This is a genomic window from Streptomyces sp. NPDC048436, assembly GCF_043200355.1.
Classification (GTDB): Bacteria; Actinomycetota; Actinomycetes; order Streptomycetales; family Streptomycetaceae; genus Streptomyces.
The window spans coordinates 149,062-168,927 of sequence record NZ_JBICXP010000002.1 but is presented as its reverse complement, the minus strand read 5'-3'; the positions used below and the strand labels follow the sequence as shown (position 1 = coordinate 168,927).

The 19,866-nt window shown below is 69.7% G+C and carries 18 protein-coding genes; 12 read left to right on the top strand and 6 right to left on the bottom strand.

What is annotated here, in order from left to right:
- Positions 1-45 precede the first annotated feature (45 nt).
- The 8 genes from ruvC to ACGFX9_RS07255 all read left to right on the top strand — a co-directional run bounded on the left by ruvC (position 46) and on the right by ACGFX9_RS07255 (position 9,412).
- On the top strand, positions 46-636 hold the full coding sequence (ruvC, locus tag ACGFX9_RS07290; protein ID WP_393466178.1) for a crossover junction endodeoxyribonuclease RuvC: 591 nt from the start codon (positions 46-48) through the stop codon (positions 634-636).
- Entirely contained in the window at positions 633-1,241 is a 609-nt protein-coding gene (gene ruvA / locus ACGFX9_RS07285; RefSeq protein ID WP_393466175.1) for a Holliday junction branch migration protein RuvA, read from the top strand. The genes ruvC and ruvA overlap by 4 nt, the downstream gene beginning before the upstream one ends.
- A gap of 36 nt (positions 1,242-1,277) precedes the next feature.
- Positions 1,278-2,360, top strand: a complete 1,083-nt coding sequence (gene ruvB / locus ACGFX9_RS07280; protein WP_393466172.1) for a Holliday junction branch migration DNA helicase RuvB — start codon at positions 1,278-1,280, stop codon at positions 2,358-2,360.
- 164 nt (positions 2,361-2,524) lie between these two features.
- Entirely contained in the window at positions 2,525-3,001 is a 477-nt protein-coding gene (yajC, locus tag ACGFX9_RS07275) for a preprotein translocase subunit YajC (protein WP_393466169.1), read from the top strand.
- Positions 3,002-3,170: 169 nt separating this feature from the next.
- On the top strand, positions 3,171-4,943 hold the full coding sequence (gene secD / locus ACGFX9_RS07270) for a protein translocase subunit SecD (protein ID WP_393466166.1): 1,773 nt from the start codon (positions 3,171-3,173) through the stop codon (positions 4,941-4,943).
- 1 nt (position 4,944) lies between these two features.
- Positions 4,945-6,090, top strand: coding sequence for a protein translocase subunit SecF (secF, locus tag ACGFX9_RS07265; RefSeq protein ID WP_393466163.1), 1,146 nt, complete (start codon positions 4,945-4,947; stop codon positions 6,088-6,090).
- Positions 6,087-6,635, top strand: a complete 549-nt coding sequence (locus ACGFX9_RS07260; protein ID WP_393466160.1) for an adenine phosphoribosyltransferase — start codon at positions 6,087-6,089, stop codon at positions 6,633-6,635. The genes secF and ACGFX9_RS07260 overlap by 4 nt, the downstream gene beginning before the upstream one ends.
- A gap of 173 nt (positions 6,636-6,808) precedes the next feature.
- Entirely contained in the window at positions 6,809-9,412 is a 2,604-nt protein-coding gene (locus tag ACGFX9_RS07255; protein WP_393466157.1) for a RelA/SpoT family protein, read from the top strand.
- Between the two features lie 95 nt (positions 9,413-9,507).
- On the opposite strand, the gene ACGFX9_RS07250 is transcribed toward ACGFX9_RS07255, so the two are convergent.
- Both ACGFX9_RS07250 and ACGFX9_RS07245 read right to left on the bottom strand, forming a co-directional pair.
- Positions 9,508-10,740 carry a DUF349 domain-containing protein gene (locus tag ACGFX9_RS07250; protein ID WP_393466154.1) on the bottom strand — a complete coding sequence of 411 codons (1,233 nt, stop codon included), beginning with the start codon at positions 10,738-10,740 and terminating at the stop codon, positions 9,508-9,510.
- Between the two features lie 134 nt (positions 10,741-10,874).
- The gene (locus tag ACGFX9_RS07245) at positions 10,875-11,696 is read right to left on the bottom strand and encodes a peptidylprolyl isomerase (protein ID WP_393466151.1); all 822 of its coding nucleotides are present in this window, start codon (positions 11,694-11,696) and stop codon (positions 10,875-10,877) included.
- 146 nt (positions 11,697-11,842) lie between these two features.
- Here ACGFX9_RS07245 and ACGFX9_RS07240 point away from each other — a divergent pair, with 146 nt between their 5' ends.
- Together ACGFX9_RS07240 and hisS are read left to right on the top strand one after the other, a co-directional pair.
- A complete protein-coding gene (locus ACGFX9_RS07240; protein ID WP_393466148.1) occupies positions 11,843-12,550 on the top strand; it encodes an MBL fold metallo-hydrolase in 708 nt (235 codons plus the stop codon).
- Positions 12,551-12,563: 13 nt separating this feature from the next.
- Complete coding sequence (hisS, locus tag ACGFX9_RS07235; protein WP_393466145.1) at positions 12,564-13,826, top strand: histidine--tRNA ligase; 1,263 nt, start codon at positions 12,564-12,566, stop codon at positions 13,824-13,826.
- 110 nt (positions 13,827-13,936) lie between these two features.
- On the opposite strand, the gene ACGFX9_RS07230 is transcribed toward hisS, so the two are convergent.
- Genes ACGFX9_RS07230 through ACGFX9_RS07215 form a run of 4 tightly spaced genes read right to left on the bottom strand, consistent with a single transcriptional unit; the run spans position 13,937 to position 17,503 of the window.
- Positions 13,937-14,563, bottom strand: a complete 627-nt coding sequence (locus ACGFX9_RS07230; RefSeq protein ID WP_393466142.1) for a response regulator — start codon at positions 14,561-14,563, stop codon at positions 13,937-13,939.
- Positions 14,560-15,771 carry a sensor histidine kinase gene (locus ACGFX9_RS07225; RefSeq protein WP_393466139.1) on the bottom strand — a complete coding sequence of 404 codons (1,212 nt, stop codon included), beginning with the start codon at positions 15,769-15,771 and terminating at the stop codon, positions 14,560-14,562. The genes ACGFX9_RS07230 and ACGFX9_RS07225 overlap by 4 nt, the downstream gene beginning before the upstream one ends.
- Positions 15,768-16,622 carry an ABC transporter permease gene (locus tag ACGFX9_RS07220; protein WP_393466137.1) on the bottom strand — a complete coding sequence of 285 codons (855 nt, stop codon included), beginning with the start codon at positions 16,620-16,622 and terminating at the stop codon, positions 15,768-15,770. The genes ACGFX9_RS07225 and ACGFX9_RS07220 overlap by 4 nt, the downstream gene beginning before the upstream one ends.
- Positions 16,619-17,503: an ABC transporter ATP-binding protein gene (locus ACGFX9_RS07215; RefSeq protein ID WP_393466134.1), complete on the bottom strand. Its 885-nt coding sequence runs from the start codon at positions 17,501-17,503 to the stop codon at positions 16,619-16,621. The genes ACGFX9_RS07220 and ACGFX9_RS07215 overlap by 4 nt, the downstream gene beginning before the upstream one ends.
- 136 nt (positions 17,504-17,639) lie before the next feature.
- Between ACGFX9_RS07215 and ACGFX9_RS07210 the strand changes: the two genes are divergently transcribed.
- Both ACGFX9_RS07210 and ACGFX9_RS07205 read left to right on the top strand, forming a co-directional pair.
- Entirely contained in the window at positions 17,640-18,299 is a 660-nt protein-coding gene (locus tag ACGFX9_RS07210) for a vitamin K epoxide reductase family protein (protein WP_393466131.1), read from the top strand.
- Between the two features lie 48 nt (positions 18,300-18,347).
- Positions 18,348-19,697, top strand: a complete 1,350-nt coding sequence (locus tag ACGFX9_RS07205) for a replication-associated recombination protein A (protein ID WP_361834509.1) — start codon at positions 18,348-18,350, stop codon at positions 19,695-19,697.
- Positions 19,698-19,866 lie beyond the last annotated feature (169 nt).

Below are 19,866 nucleotides of genomic sequence, written 5' to 3'. Positions count from 1 at the left end.
GCGTGAAGTCAAAGATCGCCGCCACGACGAGGGGAGGGGGCGCGCATGCGCGTACTGGGGGTGGACCCCGGCCTGACCCGGTGTGGTGTGGGGGTGGTCGACGGAGTCGCCGGACGCCCGTTGACCATGCGCGGAGTCGGCGTCGTCCGCACGCCCGCCGACGCCGAGCTCGGCCACCGTCTTGTCGCCATCGAGCAGGGCATCGAGCGGTGGCTCGACGAGTACGACCCCGAAGTCCTCGCCGTGGAGCGGGTGTTCAGCCAGCACAACGTGCGTACGGTCATGGGTACGGCCCAGGCCAGCGCCGTCGCCATGCTCTGCGCGTCCCGCCGCGGCATCCCCGTCGCCCTGCACACGCCCAGCGAGGTCAAGGCCGCCGTTACCGGCAGTGGCCGCGCCGACAAGGCCCAGGTCGGAGCCATGGTCACCCGCCTGCTGCGGCTCGACGCCCCGCCCAAGCCCGCCGACGCCGCGGACGCCCTCGCCCTGGCCATCTGCCACATCTGGCGCGCCCCCGCGCAGAACCGCCTCCAGCAGGCCGTAGCCCAGAACCGCCTCCAGCAGGCCGCGGCCCTGCACGCGTCGAAGAGCGCAGCCACCAGGACTCCCACAGCACAGAAAGGCCGTACCGCATGATCGCCTTCGTCAGCGGCCCCGTCGCCGCCCTCGCCCCCGATACCGCGGTGGTCGAGGTCGGTGGCGTCGGCATGGCCATCCAGTGCGCGCCGAACACGCTCTCCACCCTGCGCATCGGCCAGCAGGCGAAGCTCGCCACCTCCCTCGTCGTCCGCGAGGACTCACTGACTCTGTACGGCTTCGCGGACGACGACGAGCGCCAGACCTTCGAGCTCCTGCAGACCGCGAGCGGCGTCGGACCGCGCCTCGCGCAGGCGATGCTCGCCGTGCACAGCCCGGACGCCCTGCGCCGCGCGGTCGCCACCGGTGACGAGAAGGCCCTCACCGCGGTCCCGGGCATCGGCAAGAAGGGCGCCCAGAAGCTGCTCCTCGAGTACAAGGACCGCCTCGGGGAGCCCCTCGGCGCAGGCGGCCCCGCGATCGGCACCGCCGTCACCTCCGGCTGGCGCGACCAGCTGCACGCGGCGCTCATCGGCCTCGGGTACGCCACGCGCGAGGCCGACGAGGCGGTCGCCGCCGTCGCCCCGCAGGCCGAGGCGAGCGAGAAGCCCCAGGTGGGCCAGCTCCTCAAGGCGGCCCTGCAGACGCTCAACCGCACCCGCTAGCCCCTGACCACCAGAACCGCATCGCGAGGCAAGCTCATGAACTGGGACGAGACGACCGACGACGCGACTGCCCCGGCGAGCGCGACCGAGCGGCTCGTCGGTGCGTCTGCCGACGGCGAGGACCAGGCCGTCGAGGCCGCCCTCCGCCCCAAGGACCTGGACGAGTTCATCGGCCAGGAGAAGGTCCGCGAGCAGCTCGACCTCGTCCTGCGGGCGGCCCGCGCGCGCGGCGCCACCGCCGACCACGTCCTGCTCTCCGGCGCCCCCGGCCTCGGCAAGACCACCCTCTCGATGATCATCGCGGCCGAGATGGCCGCCCCGATCCGCATCACCAGCGGGCCCGCCATCCAGCACGCGGGTGACCTCGCCGCGATCCTCTCCTCCCTCCAGGAGGGCGAGGTCCTCTTCCTCGACGAGATCCACCGGATGTCCCGGCCCGCCGAAGAGATGCTCTACATGGCGATGGAGGACTTCCGCGTCGACGTCATCGTCGGCAAGGGCCCCGGTGCCACCGCCATCCCCCTCGAACTGCCGCCCTTCACCCTGGTCGGCGCCACCACGCGCGCGGGATTGCTCCCGCCGCCGCTGCGCGACCGCTTCGGTTTCACCGCGCACATGGAGTTCTACGAACCCGCCGAGCTGGAGCGCGTGGTCCACCGCTCCGCGCAGCTGCTCGACGTGGCGATCGACGTGGAGGGCGCCGCCGAGATCGCGGGCCGCTCCCGAGGCACGCCCCGCATCGCCAACCGTCTGCTGCGCCGCGTGCGCGACTACGCCCAGGTCAAGGCCGACGGCGTGATCAACAGAGACATCGCGGGCGCCGCCCTCAAGGTCTATGAAGTGGACGCCCGCGGCCTCGACCGCCTTGACCGCGCCGTCCTGGAGGCCCTGCTCAAGCTGTTCGGCGGCGGGCCCGTCGGCCTGTCGACGCTCGCGGTCGCCGTGGGGGAGGAGCGCGAGACGGTCGAGGAGGTCGCCGAGCCCTTCCTCGTACGGGAGGGACTGCTCGCGAGGACACCGCGAGGCCGGGTCGGGACGCCCGCGGCATGGGCGCATCTCGGCCTTGTTCCCCCGCGGCAGGCGGGCGGAATCGGACAAGGGGACCTGTTCGGGGCGTGACGGCGCGCGTACTCGCCCGGTCAGGAACTGCGGTGCGATGCTGAGCGTTGTTCGTTAGGTGCGGACTCGCTTAGACTCCGCCGATGCCGCCCTTGTGGGCGGCGCGCCCACCCCCGTCCATCAGGCCGCTTATCTGCGCGGTCATGCGAAGGAAACTCCGTCCCGTGAATATCGTGACCCTCCTCCCCTTCATCGTGCTCATCGGGGCCATGTTCCTGATGACCCGCTCCGCCAAGAAGAAGCAGCAGGCGGCCGCGGCGATGCGCAATGAGATGCAGCCCGGCACCGGCATCCGCACGATCGGGGGCATGTACGCCACCGTCAAGGAGGTTCACGACGACGCGGTCCTCCTTGAGGTGGCTCCGGGCGTGCACGCGTTCTACGCGAAGAACTCCATCGGCGCTGTCCTCGAGGACGAGGAGTACAACCGCATCGTTCACGGCGCGCCCGCCGACCTGAAGTCGGACAGCCCTGTCGTCCCGGACGACGCCTCTTCCCTGACCGAGACCGACGAGCCCGCCGCCGACGCTTCCGACGACTCGCCCATCGACCTCGGCAAGAAGGACGCGGACACCGCGACCGACAGCGAGGCCACCGACGCCGAGCCGAAGAAGACCGACGGCGAGTCCGACGCGAAGTAACCACGACCGGGGTTCGTGGCGCGCGCCGCTCGCGATGCCACGGCCCCCGAAGTGCGTGGATTTCGTGACGGGTCTCGACACCATTTCATGGCCGCCCACCTGGGAACTCCCCGCTCAGTGACGGGGCAGCACACCGGACGCGGGGCGGTTGGACAGGGAGAACGAGAAGGTGGCAGCACCTAAGAAGGGCCGAAGGCAGAGCGCCCCGGGCAAGCCGGGCCGCTCTTTGGTCTTCATCCTGATCGCCCTCGTGGCGCTCACCGGGGGGATGTTCCTCTCCGGAAACACCACGCCCCGCCTCGGCATCGACCTTGCCGGCGGTACGAGCATCACGCTCCAGGCGAAGAACGAGCCGGGCCAGAAAAAGAGCGCGATCAACCCGACCAACATGAACACCGCGGTCAGCATCATCAACAACCGCGTCAATGGTCTGGGTGTGTCCGAGGCCGAGGTGCAGACCCAGGGCGAAGACAACATCATCGTCAACATCCCCAAGGGCACGAACGAGAAGCAGGCGCGCGAGCAGGTCGGCACGACCGCTCAGCTCTACTTCCGTCCCGTCCTCACGGTGGCCGCCGGTGAGCCCACGCCGGACCCGTCGGCCTCCCCGTCCGGCTCCGGCAAGGAGAAGGACAAGGCGACCGAGAAGGGCGACGACAAGGCGACGTCCTCCACGACGCCGACCGCCTCGAACTCGCCGACCTCCCAGGGCCGCGCCGTCACCGACGGCCTGAAGGCGGACGCCACCCCGACCCCGAAGGCCTCGGACAAGGGCAGCGACAAGGACAAGTCCAAGCCGACGCCCACCCCGCCCGCGGACCCGGCCACCGCCGCCCTGCAGAAGAAGTTCACCGCGCTCGACTGCACCGACAAGGCGCAGCGCGGCAAGGTCGGCGACGGCGTCAAGCCGTCCGAGCAGACCATCGCCTGTGGCAAGAACAACGCAGGCCAGTGGGAGAAGTACGTCCTCGGCCCCGCTGAGCTGAACGGCAAGGACGTCGACGACGCCAAGGCCACCATCAACCAGCAGAGCGGTGCCTGGGTCGTCAACATGGAGTTCACGGGCGGCGGCTCGAAGAAGTTCTCGAAGACCACCAGCAAGCTCTCGCAGCAGCAGCCCCCGATGAACCAGTTCGCCATCGTCCTCGACGGCGAGGTGGCCTCGGCCCCCAGCGTCAACACGACGCTGAACTCCAACGCGGAGATCTCCGGCAGCTTCACCCAGGACTCGGCGCAGGACCTCGCCAACATCCTGTCGTACGGCGCCCTGCCGCTCACCTTCCACGAGCAGAGCGTCACCACCGTCAGCCCGGCCCTCGGCGGCGAGCAGCTGCACGCCGGTCTGATCGCCGGCGCCATCGGTCTCGCGCTCGTCATCATCTACCTGGTGGTCTACTACCGCGGCCTCTCGATGATCGCCATCGCGAGCCTCCTGGTCTCCGCGGCACTGACGTACGCCCTGATGACGCTGCTCGGCCCGGCCATCTCCTTCACCCTGAACCTGCCCGCGGTATGTGGTGCGATCGTCGCGATCGGTATCACCGCGGACTCGTTCATCGTGTTCTTCGAACGCATCAGGGACGAGGTCAGAGAGGGACGTACGCTGCGGCCCGCCGTCGAGCGTGCCTGGCCGCGTGCCCGGCGCACCATCCTGGTCTCCGACTTCGTGTCGTTCCTCGCCGCGGCGGTGCTCTTCATCGTCACCGTCGGCAAGGTCCAGGGCTTCGCGTTCACGCTCGGCCTGACCACCTTGCTCGACGTCGTGGTGGTCTTCTTCTTCACCAAGCCGCTGATGACGCTTATGGCGCGCAAGCCGTTCTTCGCGAACGGCCACAAGTGGTCGGGCCTCGACCCCAAGCGGCTCGGCGCCAAGCCCCCGCTGCGCCGCACCCGCCGCGCCACTGGTTCTGCCGCTGGCCCTGTCGACCCGAAGGAGGCGTGAGATGTCGAAGCTCGGCAGTCTCGGCGCCAGGCTCTACCGCGGCGAGGTCGGCTACGACTTCGTCGGCAAGCGCAAGATCTGGTACGGCATCTCGATCCTGATCACCATCACGGCGATCGTCGGCCTCGCGGTGCGCGGCCTGAACATGGGCATCGAGTTCGAGGGCGGCGCCGTCTTCACCACCCCGAAGACCAGCGTCTCGGTCGCGCAGGCCGAGAAGTACGCGGAAAAGGCCTCCGGCCACGACGCGGTCGTCCAGGAGCTCGGCTCGGGCGGTCTGCGGATCCAGGTCGCCGGTGTGGACACCGCCAAGTCCGACCAGATCAAGTCGGACCTGGCGTCGGACATGGACATCAAGTCCGACGCCATCAACGCCGACCTCGTGGGCCCCAGTTGGGGTGAGCAGATCAGCCAGAAGGCCTGGACGGGCCTGATCATCTTCATGGTCCTCGTGGTGATCTACCTGGCGATCGCCTTCGAGTGGCGCATGGCCGCGGCCGCGCTGATCGCCCTGATCCACGACATCACGATCACCGTCGGTGTGTACGCACTGGTCGGCTTCGAGGTCACCCAGGGCACGATCATCGGTCTGCTGACCATCCTCGGTTACTCGCTCTACGACACCGTGGTGGTCTTCGACAGCTTGAAGGAGCAGTCGAAGGACCTCACCAAGCAGACCCGCTGGACCTACAGCGAGGTCGCCAACCGCAGCATCAACAGCACCCTGGTGCGCTCGATCAACACCACGGTCGTCGCGCTCCTGCCGGTCGCCGGGCTGCTCTTCATCGGTGGCGGCTTCCTCGGCGCCGGCATGCTCAACGACATCTCGCTGTCGCTGTTCGTCGGCCTCGCGGCCGGTGCGTACTCCTCGATCTTCATCGCCACGCCGCTCGTCGCCGATCTCAAGGAGACCGAGCCGCAGATGAAGGCGCTCAAGAAGCGCGTCCTCGCCAAGCGTGCCGCCGCCGCGGCCAAGGGCGAGTCCGTGGAGAACGCCCCGGGCGACGAGTTCGACGAGGACGGCGAGGACGACGACCCGCAGGACGACCTGCCACAGGACGCCGCCCCCGCGGGCGTCGTCGGCCCGCGCACGCAGCCCGCGGCCCGCAACCGCGGCCGTGGCCGTCCTTCGGGGAAGCGCCGATGACCGGGCTCGCCGGTACGACGGAGCTGCTGCTCAGCCGCATCCGGGACGTCCCGGACTACCCGGAGCCTGGGGTGATGTTCAAGGACATCACCCCGCTCCTGGCGGACCCGGAGGCGTTCGCCGCGCTGACCGAGGCCCTCGCGGACCTCGCTGTGCGGTATGGCGCCACGAAGATCGTCGGCCTGGAGGCCCGCGGCTTCATCCTCGGCGCCCCGGTCGCGCTCCGCGCGGGCCTCGGCTTCATCCCCGTACGCAAGGCGGGCAAGCTCCCCGGAGCGACGCTCAGCCAGAGCTACGACCTGGAGTACGGCAGCGCCGAGATCCAGGTGCACGCCGAGGACCTCGCCGCCGACGACCGCGTCATGGTCATCGACGACGTCCTGGCGACCGGCGGCACCGCCGAGGCCTCCCTGCGGCTCATCCGCAGGGCGGGCGCGCAGATCGCCGGGGTGGCGGTCCTGATGGAGCTCGGCTTCCTCGGGGGCCGCGCCAAGCTGGAGACGTCCCTGGAGGGCGCCCCGCTGGAGGCCCTCCTCACGGTCTGACCAGTTACCACGTACACCCCGAGGCGGGCCCGGAGGAATCCGGCGCCCGCCTCAGGTGTTCCTCCTGTACAGAGCCGTCTCAGGAGCTGAGGGCGAGCCGAAGGCCGAGGATCGATACCATGGGCTCTTCGGGGCCTGACCGGGGGACCCGGATCGCGCACAGGGAGCGCCTCTTGCCAGACGAGTCCAAGGCACTCACCGCCGCCAAGGCCGCAGAGGCCAAGCGCGCGGCGGCGCTCGCTGCCGCACCCGCCAAGAACGCGACGCCTCCCAAGAGCGCGACGCCCGCGCGGCAGCAGGAGAGCGCGCCCCCCAGCACGCCCCCGAACACCTCCGGCGCCAAGCCCGCCCCGAGCACGCCCGGCGACAGCGCCAAGGGCGAACGGTCGGCTGATTCCTCGCGCCCCAAGCCCCCCACCGAGGCCCGTGCGGGCAGCACGACGCCCACGCCCCGCCCCACCGCGGCCAAGAACGAGCGCTCCGGCTCCTCCAACCGCGTACGCGCCCGTCTCGCCCGTCTCGGCGTCCAGCGCTCCAACCCGTACAACCCGGTCCTTGAGCCGCTCCTTCGGATAGTGCGCAGCAACGACCCCAAGATCGAGACGTCGACGCTGCGCCAGATCGAGCGCGCCTACCAGGTCGCCGAGCGCTGGCACCGCGGCCAGAAGCGCAAGAGCGGCGACCCGTACATCACGCACCCCCTCGCCGTGACGACGATCCTGGCCGAGCTGGGCATGGACCCGGCGACCCTGATGGCAGGGCTCCTCCATGACACCGTCGAGGACACCGAGTACGGCCTTGACACCCTCAAGCGAGACTTCGGCGACCAGGTCGCCCTGCTCGTCGACGGCGTCACCAAGCTGGACAAGGTCAAGTTCGGCGAGGCAGCGCAGGCCGAGACCGTCCGCAAGATGGTCGTCGCCATGGCCAAGGACCCGCGCGTCCTGGTCATCAAGCTCGCCGACCGCCTGCACAACATGCGCACGATGCGCTATCTCAAGCGGGAGAAGCAGGAGAAGAAGGCCCGCGAGACCCTTGAGATCTACGCACCCCTGGCCCACCGCCTGGGCATGAACACCATCAAGTGGGAGCTGGAGGACCTCGCCTTCGCGATCCTCTACCCCAAGATGTACGACGAGATCGTGCGCCTGGTGGCCGAGCGCGCCCCCAAGCGTGACGAGTACCTGGCCATAGTGACCGACGAGGTCCAGGCCGACCTGCGGGCCGCCCGCATCAAGGCCACCGTCACGGGACGGCCGAAGCACTACTACAGCGTCTACCAGAAGATGATCGTGCGAGGCCGCGACTTCGCCGAGATCTACGACCTGGTGGGCATCCGCGTCCTCGTCGACACGGTCCGCGACTGCTATGCCGCCCTCGGCACGGTCCACGCGCGATGGAACCCGGTCCCCGGCCGGTTCAAGGACTACATCGCGATGCCCAAGTTCAACATGTACCAGTCGCTGCACACGACGGTGATCGGCCCCAGCGGCAAGCCCGTAGAGCTCCAGATCCGTACGTTCGACATGCACCGCCGCGCCGAGTACGGCATCGCCGCGCACTGGAAGTACAAGCAGGAGCCCTCTGCGGGCGCCTCCAAGGTGCGCACCGACGTGCCGAGGAAGGCCGGCGGCAAGGACGACCACCTCAACGACATGGCGTGGCTGCGCCAGCTCCTGGACTGGCAGAAGGAGACCGAGGACCCGAGCGAGTTCCTCGAATCGCTGCGCTTCGACCTGTCGCGCAACGAGGTCTTCGTGTTCACGCCGAAGGGCGACGTCATAGCGCTCCCGGCGGGCGCCACCCCGGTCGACTTCTCGTACGCGGTGCACACCGAGGTCGGCCACCGCACCATAGGAGCGCGGGTCAACGGACGGCTCGTGCCGCTCGAATCGACCCTGGACAACGGCGACTTGGTGGAGGTCTTCACCTCCAAGGCGGCCGGCGCGGGCCCGTCCCGCGACTGGCTCGGCTTCGTCAAGTCACCGCGGGCGCGCAACAAGATCCGTGCGTGGTTCTCCAAGGAGCGCCGCGACGAGGCCATCGAGCAGGGCAAGGACGCCATCGCGCGGGCCATGCGCAAGCAGAACCTGCCGATCCAGCGGATCCTCACCGGCGACTCGCTCGTCACGCTCGCGCACGAGATGCGCTATCCCGACATCTCGTCGCTCTACGCGGCGATCGGCGAGGGCCACGTCACCGCGCAGTCCGTCGTACAGAAGCTCGTGCAGGCGCTCGGCGGCGAGGAGGCCGCCAACGAGGACATCGCCGAGAGCACACCGCCCTCGCGCAGCCGCAGCAAGCGCCGCGCCAACGCCGACCCCGGTGTGGTCGTCAAGGGCGTCGAGGACGTGTGGGTCAAGCTGGCCCGCTGCTGTACGCCCGTCCCAGGCGACCCCATCATGGGCTTCGTCACGCGCGGCAGCGGAGTGTCGGTCCACCGCACCGACTGCGTCAACGTGGACTCGCTGTCCCGCGAGCCCGAACGCATCCTGGAGGTCGAGTGGGCACCCACCCAGTCCTCGGTCTTCCTGGTCGCCATCCAGGTAGAGGCCCTGGACCGCTCGCGCCTGCTCTCCGACGTCACGCGCATCCTCTCGGACCAGCACGTGAACATCCTGTCCGCGGCCGTCCAGACCTCCCGCGACCGGGTCGCCACCTCACGCTTCACCTTCGAGATGGGTGACCCCAAGCACCTGGGCCATGTGCTCAAGGCGGTCAGGGGAGTCGAGGGCGTCTACGACGTGTACCGAGTGACGTCGGCACGGCGGCCTTAAGCGGCCCGCAGAGCCGGGGGTCGAGGTACCCCGCACATGCTGAGGGGCTTGCGTACGAATCGTACGCAAGCCCCTCAGCATGTGAACCTCTGAGACTAGCCGCCGAACTCGTGCAAGCCCTTGAGGGCCTGGTCAAGCAGCTCCTGGCGGCCGTCAAGTTCCCGCTGGAGCTTGTCGGCCTTGGCGTTGTTGCCCGCGGCACGCGCCTTGTCGATCTGCTCGACCAGCTTGTCCACCGCCGCCTGCAGCTGGCCCGTCAGGCCTTCGGCCCGAGCCCGTGCCTCAGGGTTCGTACGGCGCCACTCGGCCTCTTCGGAGTCCTGGAGGGCCCGCTCCACCGCGTGCATCCGGCTCTCGACCTTCGGCCGCGCGTCCCGCGGGACGTGGCCGATGGCCTCCCAGCGCTCGTTGAGCGTACGGAAGGCGGCACGCGCCGTCTTGAGGTCCTTCACCGGGACGAGCTTCTCGGCCTCCTCGGCCAGCTCCTCCTTCAGCTTCAGGTTCTCCGTCTGCTCGGCGTCACGCTCCGCGAAGACCGAGCTGCGCGCCGCGAAGAACACGTCCTGGGCGCCGCGGAAGCGGTTCCACAGATCGTCCTCGTGCTCGCGCTGGGCGCGGCCCGCGGCCTTCCACTCGGTCATCAGGTCGCGGTAGCGCGCGGCCGTCGGACCCCAGTCGGTCGAGTTGGAGAGGGCCTCGGCCTCGCCGACCAGCTTCTCCTTGGTCTTACGGGCCTCTTCGCGCTGGGCGTCCAGCGAGGCGAAGTGGGCCTTGCGGCGCTTGGAGAACGCCGAGCGGGCATGCGAGAAGCGGTGCCACAGTTCGTCGTCGGACTTGCGGTCCAGGCGCGGCAGCCCCTTCCAGGTGTCCACAAGCGCGCGAAGGCGCTCGCCCGCCGCCCGCCACTGCTCGCTCTGGGCGAGCTCCTCGGCCTCGACGACCAGCGCCTCCTTGGCGTGCCTCGCTTCGTCCGACTGCTTGGCCTTTTGGACCTTGCGCTCTTCACGGCGCTCGTCGACGGTCGCGACGAGCTTGTCCAAGCGCTTGCCCAGGGCGTCCAGATCGCCGACCGCGTGCGCCTCGTCCACCTGCTGGCGCAGATGGTCGATGGCGGTCATGGCGTCCTTGGCCGACAGATCCGTCGTCTTCACCCGGCGCTCGAGAAGTCCGATCTCGACGACCAGACCGTCGTACTTGCGCTCGAAGTAGGCAAGGGCCTCGTCAGGAGATCCGGCCTTCCAGGAACCGACCTCCCGCTCGCTGCCGTCGGCCTTGCGCACGTACACGGTCCCCGTCTCGTCGACGCGGCCCCACGGGTCGCTGCTCACAGCGCCTCCTCCACATGATGCCGGCGCAGGGCCTCGGGGCCCCCGGCATCGTCCACAGTTTCGTCACCGCCAACATAGGCGACCGGCGGGGCGGCTGTCCGCATCCCGCACATTGGAAGTTTGCCCGCGGGCGGTCAGGATTTCGACACGGTCGCCTTGTCGATGACGACCGTCGCGTTCGGTGCGCCGTCACCCCGCCCGGTGCTCTCACCGGCGTCGGCGATCTTCTTGAGCACCTTCATCCCGGAATCGGAAATGGTCCCGAACGGTGTGTAGTCGGGCGGGAGCTGACTGTCCTGGTAGACCAGGAAGAACTGGCTGCCGCCGGTGTCCCGGCCCTGCTTCTTCCCGGCGTTGTACTGGTTGGCCATCGCGACCGTACCCGCCGGATAGACGTTCCCCTTCAGGCGCTTGTCCTTGAGGTTCTCGTCCGGGATCGAGTAGCCGGGACCGCCCTTGCCTGTGCCCTTCGGGTCGCCGCACTGCAGGACGTAGATGCCGCCCGCGGTGAGCCGGTGGCACTTCGTGTGGTCGAGGTAGCCCTTGTTCACCAGGAAGTTGAAGGAGTTGACCGTGTGCGGGGCCTTGGCCGCCGACAGGCTCAGGTCGATGTCGCCGCAGGTGGTGGCGAGCTTCATCGCGTAGTCCGCTGACTTGTCGATCGTCAGCTTCGGTTCCTTCTTGAAGCTGAGCGGCTTCACCTTGCCGCCCGCGGGCTTCTCGCAGGGGTCCGCCTTGGTGGTGGGGCTCGCGTTCGCCGCGTTCTCGGACTTGCCGTCGTCGTCGAAGGCTCCCGCCGCGTACGAGACCGCGCCACCGGCCACGACCACCGCGAGGGCCGAGGCGATCACCGCGTTGCGCACCCGCGCCCTGCGTCGCGCGGCCTCCCGGCGCTGCTGCTGCCGCAAGAACTTCTCCCGGGCGAGCTGACGCCGCCGCTGATCGTTGCTGACCACCGGGTTCTCTCTCCTCTGCGTGGATGACCGCTTCTGTGTGCCCCGTACCGTATATGGGTTAGCTGTGGAATCGGGAGCGCCGGTAGGCTCTGATCTGCCGCGATCCCGCGCGGTCACCTCCGCCGGACGACGAACGAAGGACGATCGTGCTCATTGCCGGGTTTCCCGCCGGGGCCTGGGGCACCAACTGCTACTTGGTCGCCCCCGCCGCAGGCGAGGAGTGCGTGATCATCGACCCGGGCCATCAGGCCACCGAGGGAGTCGAGGACGCGCTCAAGAAGCATCGGCTCAAGCCCGTCGCGGTCGTCCTCACCCATGGCCACATCGACCACGTCGCCTCGGTCGTTCCGGTCTGCGGGGCGCATGACGTGCCCGCGTGGATCCACCCCGACGACCGGTACATGATGAGCGACCCGGAGAAGGCCATAGGCCGTTCCTTCGGCGCGCAGCTCCTTGGCGAACTGACGGTGGGGGAGCCGTCCGACGTCAAGGAACTGGCCGACGGCGCACGGCTGAAGCTCGCCGGTCTTGACTTCTCCGTCGCGCACGCGCCGGGGCATACGAAGGGGTCGGTGACCTTCCAGCTCCCCGAGTCCGCCGAGGTCCCCTCGGTGTTCTTCTCGGGCGACCTGCTCTTCGCCGGCTCCATCGGACGCACCGACCTGCCCGGTGGATCGCACGAGGAGATCCTCGAGTCGCTGGCGCGCGTGTGCCTGCCGCTCGACGACTCGACCGTGGTCCTGCCCGGTCACAACGAGCACACGACCATCGGCCGTGAGCGCGCCACCAACCCGTATCTGCGCCAGGTGGCCGCCGGCCTGGGAGCCGACGACGCTCCCCGACGAGGAATGTGACGAGAGAAAACCCGTGAGCACCTTCAAGGCCCCCAAGGGCACGTACGACCTGCTCCCGCCGGACTCCGCGAAGTACCTGGCGGTCCGCGAGGCCATCGCCTCGCCGCTGCGGAACTCCGGGTACGGCTACGTCGAGACGCCCGGCTTCGAGAACGTCGAGCTGTTCTCGCGCGGCGTCGGCGAGTCCACCGACATCGTCTCCAAGGAGATGTACGCCTTCGAGACCAAGGGCGGCGACCAGCTCGCCCTGCGCCCCGAAGGCACCGCGTCCGTGCTGCGCGCGGCCCTTGAGGCCAACCTGCACAAGGCGGGCAACCTCCCGGTCAAGCTCTGGTACTCCGGCTCGTACTACCGCTACGAGCGCCCGCAGAAGGGCCGCTACAGGCACTTCTCGCAGGTCGGGGCGGAGGCGATCGGCGCGGAGGACCCGGCCCTTGACGCGGAGTTGATCATCCTCGCGGACCAGGCGTACCGCGCCCTGGGGCTGCGGCAGTTCCGCATCCTGCTGAACTCGCTCGGCGACAAGGAGTGCCGCCCCGTCTACCGCGCCGCGCTGCAGGATTTCCTGCGCGGGCTCGACCTGGACGAGGAGACACGTCGACGTATCGACATCAACCCGCTGCGGGTCCTGGACGACAAGCGCGACGACGTCCAGAAGCAGCTGGTCGGCGCCCCCATGCTGCGCGACTACCTGTGCGACGCGTGCAAGGCGTACCACGAGCAGGTCCGCGAGCTGATCACGGCGGCGGGCGTCGCCTTCGAGGACGACGAGAAGCTGGTCCGCGGCCTCGACTACTACACCCGCACGACCTTCGAGTTCGTCCACGACGGCCTCGGCTCGCAGTCCGCGGTGGGCGGCGGCGGACGCTACGACGGCCTCTCCGAGATGATCGGCGGCCCCTCGCTGCCGTCGGTCGGCTGGGCACTCGGCGTGGACCGCACGGTCCTGGCCCTGGAGGCGGAGGGCGTGGAACTCGAACTGCCCTCGGCGACCAGCGTGTTCGCGGTGCCGCTGGGCGACGAGGCGCGCAAGGTGCTGTTCTCCAAGGTGACGGAGCTGCGCAGGGCGGGCGTCGCGGCGGACTTCTCGTACGGCGGGAAGGGCCTCAAGGGCGCGATGAAGAACGCCAACCGCAGCGGTGCGCGCTTCACGATCGTCGCGGGCGAGCGGGATCTCGCCGAGGGCGTCGTCCAGCTGAAGGACATGGAGTCCGGAGAGCAGGCGGCTGTCGCCGTGGACGAGATCGTGGCCGTCCTCAAGGACAAGCTGGCCTGAGCGCCTGTGCCCCGAAGGGGCGCGGGGAACTGCGCGACCAGCCACGACGCAGTCGCAGATGAAGTCTGTTGATGAGGGCCCCGGGTGCGACACCGCACCCGGGGCCCTCATCACTGCTCCAGCAAGCCGAACCGCATCGCACTGGTGACCGCCGCGGTCCGGTCATCGACGCCCAACTTGCCAAAGGCCCGCAGCAAATGCGTCTTCACGGTCGACTCGGCGACATACAACCGCCGCCCGATCTCCGCGTTCGTGCACCCGTCGGCGACAAGCCGCAGCACCGCCGTCTCCCGCTCGGACAGCCGGGGCCGCTCCGGCCGCGTACGCAGCTGGTCGACGAGACGAGCCGCCACCGACGGGGCGAGGACCGTCTCCCCGCGGGCAGCGGCCCGCACCGCTTCGGCCAGCTCACCCCGGGCCAGGTCCTTCAGCAGATACCCCGCCGCCCCCGCCTCCACGGCCCGCAAAATGTCGCGGTCCGTCTCGTACGTGGTGAGCACGATGACCCGGCAGGGCAGCCCCGCCGCCGCCATCCGCTCGATCGAGTCGGCCCCGCCACCGCCGGGCATCCGCAGGTCCATCAGGACGATGTCCGGCCGCAGCTCCGCGGCGAGCGCCTCCGCCCGGGGCCCGCTCGACGCCTCCGCGACGACCTCCAGGTCCGGCTCGGCGCTCAGCATGGCGCGCAGCCCTTCGCGTACGACGGGATGGTCGTCCGCCAGCACGATGCGGATCACAGGACGGTCCTCTCGGGGATCAAAAGCTCGGGGATCGGGAGCAGGACGGTGACGGTCGTGCCATGGCCGGGGCCGCTCGCCACCTCGGCCGTGCCGCTGACCTCGGCGGCCCGCGCCCGCAGCCCTCGCAGCCCGTACCCGGGGCGCGGCAGAGCGGGATCGAAGCCGCAGCCCGTGTCCCGTACCGCAAGGCTGAGCGAGCCCGCAGCGTAGGCCAGGGCCACGGTCGCGGACGCGCCGGGCCCCGCGTGCTTGCGTACGTTGGCCAGGGCTTCCTGGCAGGAGCGCAGGGCCACCACCTCCAGGCCCGGCGGCAGCGGCCGCACGTCACCCGTCACGGAGACCTCGGCCTCGTGCCGGGCCGCGAGGCGCCGCAGCGCGTCCGGCAGGGAGCCACCGGCCAGGTCGGCCGGCGCCCGCCCGGCGACAAGGGCCCGCGCCTCCGCGAGGTTCTGCCGGGCCGTCGCCTCCATCAGCTCCAGGTGGCGGCGGGCGGCGGGCACGTCCCGCTCCAGCTCGGCGTCGACCGCCTGGACGAGCATGAGGACGCTGGTGAAGCCCTGCGCCAAGGTGTCGTGGATCTCGCGCGACATGCGCTCCCGCTCCGTGAGGGCGCCGCGCTCGGCGGAGAGCCGGGCGACCTCCTCGCGTCTCGCGTCCAACTCGGCGATGAGATCGGCCCGTTCGAGGCTCTGCTCGATGATGCGGACGGTCCAGCTGCCCATCGCCACCGAGAAGACCAGCGTGACCACGGCGAAGACGGAGTTGTAGAAGACGTCCTGGGACGAGGGCCGCCACAGCAGCGCCCAGCCCGCAACGGGCGCGATGTTGATGACCGTGACCGCCACGAGCGCCCGGCGCATCCGCAGGCAGATGAAGCACTGCGGGATGAGCGCGAAGGTCATCAGACGGGTCTCGCCGACCAGCACGCCGGGCGCCAGGAACAGCACGATCGCCCCGCTGACGTAGATCAGCGCCCGGCGATCGTCGGCCCCCTCCTCGGTCAGGACAGCGCGCCCGAACCACACGTACCAGGGGACGAGGAGCAGCAGAAGCCCCGCGGTGGTGAGCCGGATGGGCCACCCCGGCTCCGCCGTGCCGAGCACGAAGACCAGGGTGGCCGCCCACACCACGGCGAAGTACGCGTCCCAGATCCGGAAGGTGCGCTGCCAGATGTTCGAGTCGCGCGGCCCGGCCGCGTCGCTCATCCGTTGCGCCGGTTCTTCCACCGGAAGGTCAGCAGACACAGCAGCAATCCTCCGACGCACCAGGCGCCGAGCACCAGGGCAATGCGTCCGTACTCCCAACTGCCCGCCTGTTCGAGGACGTTCGCCGATTCCGGCAGGAACACCCCGCGGAACCCCTGGCACATCCACTTCAGCGGGAAGAGCGCGCTGACGTTCAGCATCCAGTCGGGGATCGTGTCGATGGCGATGTAGACACCCGAGATGAACTGCAGCACCAGGAACGGCAGCACGACCACGGAGGTCGCGCTGCGCCCCGACTTCGGGACGCTGCTGATCGCGATGCCGAGCAGCGCGCAGCCCGTGAGGCCGAGGACGAAGATCCAGCCGAAGGTGAGCCACTTGCTCGCGCTCGTCGGCAGCTCGACGTCGAAGAGCGTCACGCCGACGAGCAGCAGGGCCACGGTCTCCAGGATGCCGGTGACCAGGACGAGCCAGATCTTGCCGAGGAAGTAGGCGGCCGGCGGCATCGGCGTCCCGCGCAGACGGCGCAGCACCTTCTCGTCCCGCTCGATCGCGATGGAGATGCCGAGCGACTGGAAGCTGGTGGACATGATGCCCGCGGCGATCATCGCGGCCACATAGAGCTGGGACGCCGTGATGCCCGCGCCCTCCACGTCGTCGCGGAAGATCGACGCGAAGAGGAAGAGGAAGACGATGGGGAAGGCGAAGGTGAAGACCACCTGCTCGCGCAGCCGGAAGAACTGCCTCAGCTCCAGCGCGCCCTGGTGCAGGCCGAGCCCCCAGGCCGAGGGCAACCGCTGCCGGGAGCGTTTTGAGGAACGTACGCCGGTTGACGTCGCCGTCGATGTCATCGCGCTTCCTCCTGCCCGGTGAGGCGTAGGTATACGTCTTCGAGGGTGGGGCGGCTGACGCGCAGCCCCGGAATCTCCCCGTCGAACCGGACCGTGAGCTCGGCGACGGTCCGCGTCGGGGTCTTCGTCCGCTCGCTGCGCGGGCTCCCGTCCCGGTCGGTCCACTCGACGACGGCCTCGGTGCCGTAGCGGTGGCGCAGGGCCGCGGGCTCGCCCTCGGCCACCACCCGGCCATCGGCGATCACCGCGAGGCGGTGCGCGAGAGCCTCGGCCTCCTCCAGATAGTGCGTGGTGAGCACGATGGTGGTGCCCTCGTCCGCGAGCTTGCGGATCAGGGTCCAGAACTGGCGCCGGGCGGCCGGGTCGAAGCCCGTCGTCGGCTCGTCAAGGAGCAGGAGTTCGGGGTCGCCGATGACGCCGAGCGCGACGTCGAGGCGGCGGCGCTGGCCGCCCGAGAGACTCTTGATGCGGCTGGTCGCCTTCTCCTCCAGGCCGACGAGCGCGATGACGTCTTCGGGGTCACGTGGCCTCGGGTAGTAGCGGGCGAACTGACGTACTGTCTCGCGAACCGTCAACTCAGCGGGCGCCGATTCGTCCTGCCATACGATCCCGACGCGCGAGCGCCAGGCACGTCCGGCGGACGCCGGGTCGGCGCCGAGCACGGTGACATCGCCGCCGTCCCGCGCGCGATGGCCCTGAAGGATCTCCACGGTGGTGCTCTTGCCCGCGCCGTTGGGACCGAGGATGCCGAAGACCTCCCCGTGGCGGATGGCCAGGTCGATGCCGTCGACCGCCGTCACTTCGCCGTAGCGCTTGCGCAGCCCCCGTACGTCCACCACGAGTTCGCTCGGCCCGGATGTCGTGCCGTCGTCAGCTGTCATGTCGTCGAGCCTTCCGGCGGACCGAACGTTCCGGGACCTCCGTGCGTACCTCCTTATGTCCATCGAACGGTGGACACCCGCGCGCGTGCGGCACAATGTCCCTGCCCCCAGGCCCCCCAAGCGACGGAACGGCGTGATGAGCAAGACGACCTCGGCAAGCGAGAGCCGCCCCTCCCAGCACGATCACGAGCACGGCGGAGGGGACGCGGACGCGCCACGCGGTGTCGGGGGAAGTCGTGCGTTCGCGCTGCTTCTGGTGATCACGGGTGCGGCGGGGCTGCTTGCGGCGTGGGTCATCACGCTTGACAAGTTCAAGCTCCTTGAGGACCCGGATTTCACGCCGGGGTGCAGCCTCAATCCGGTGGTGTCCTGCGGGAACATCATGAAGAGCGAGCAGGCGTCGGCTTTCGGGTTCCCGAATCCGATGCTGGGCATCGCGGCGTACGCGGTCGTGATCTGTGTCGGGATGAGTCTGCTGGGCCGGGCGCGTTTCCCGCGCTGGTACTGGCTGACGCTGAACGCGGGCACGCTCTTCGGGGTCGGGTTCTGCACGTGGTTGCAGTACCAGTCGCTGTACGAGATCAACTCGCTGTGCCTGTGGTGCTGCCTGGCCTGGGTCGCCACGATCGTCATGTTCTGGTACGTGACGTCGTTCAACGTCCGCAACGGATTCCTGCCGGCGCCTTCCTGGCTGCGTACGTTCTTCAGTGAGTTCACCTGGGTGCTTCCGGTGCTGCACGTCGGCATCATCGGGATGCTGATCCTCACGCGCTGGTGGGAGTTCTGGACCAGCTGACAGACGGTGCCGAGGGCGTTGTCAGTGGGCTGACGTAGGGTTCGAAGCGTGGAGCCCGACCTGTTCACCGCAGCTGCCGAGGACCGCCAGGAGAAGGACCCTTCGACAAGTCCCCTGGCCGTCCGGATGCGCCCGCGCACCCTCGAAGAAGTCGTCGGCCAGCAGCATTTGCTGAAGCAGGGCTCGCCCTTGCGCAGACTGGTCGGCGAAGGCGGGGGAGGACCGGCCGGGCCCTCCTCGGTGTTTCTGTGGGGGCCGCCGGGCATCGGCAAGACGACCCTCGCGTACGTGGTCTCCAAGGCCACGAACAAACGCTTCGTGGAGCTCTCCGCGATCACCGCGGGCGTCAAGGAAGTCCGCGCGGTCATCGAAGGGGCCCGCAGGGCGATGGGCGGCCACGGCAAGGAGACCGTCCTCTTCCTGGACGAGATCCACCGCTTCAGCAAGGCCCAGCAGGACTCCCTGCTGCCCGCCGTCGAGAACCGCTGGGTGACGCTGATCGCGGCGACGACCGAGAACCCGTACTTCTCGATCATCTCCCCGCTCCTCTCGCGCTCCCTCCTCCTCACGCTCGAACCCCTCACGGACGACGACCTGCGCGGCCTGCTGCGCCGGGCGCTCACCGAGGAGCGGGGTCTGGGCGGCGCGGTGGAGCTGCCCGAGGACACCGAGGAGCATCTCCTGCGCATCTCCGGCGGCGACGCCCGGCGCGCGCTCACCGCCCTGGAGGCGGGCGCGGGTTCGGCGCTCGCCAAGGGGGAGAAGGAGATCACCCTCCAGAGCCTGGAGGAGTCCGTCGACCGCGCGGCCGTGAAGTACGACCGTGACGGCGACCAGCACTACGACGTCGCGAGCGCCCTGATCAAGTCCATCCGGGGCTCGGACGTGGACGCCGCCCTGCACTATCTGGCCCGGATGATCGAGGCCGGCGAGGACCCCCGCTTCATCGCCCGGCGCCTGATGATCTCCGCCAGCGAGGACATCGGCCTCGCCGACCCCACCGCGCTGCCCACCGCGGTCGCCGCCGCCCAGGCCGTCGCCATGATCGGCTTCCCGGAGGCCGCGCTCACCCTCAGCCACGCGACGATCGCCCTCGCCCTGGCCCCGAAGTCGAACGCGGCGACGATCGCCATCCAGTCCGCCCAGGCCGACGTCCGCGCGGGCCTCGCGGGCCCCGTCCCGCCCCACCTGCGCGACGGGCACTACAAGGGAGCGGCCAAGCTCGGCCACGCCCAGGGGTATGTGTATCCGCACGACGTGCCGGGCGCGATCGCGGCCCAGCAGTACGCACCGGACGCGGTCGCCGCCAAGCGTTACTACCAACCCACGCGCTATGGAGCCGAGGCGCGGTACGCCGACGTGGTCGAGCGGGTGCGCGAGCGCCTCAAGGGCGAGTAGCCGCACCACGACGTCGCGGCCCGACGCCGCCCATCGCGGCCTGCGGCTGAGGCACCCCCCGACACCCGGTACACTTGCCCGAAGTGCTGCGTCCCGTGTCCGGTCTCGTACCGGACGCCACCAGAACGGGACATCCAGCCGGAGCCCCGGACCTCACCGTCCAGGGATC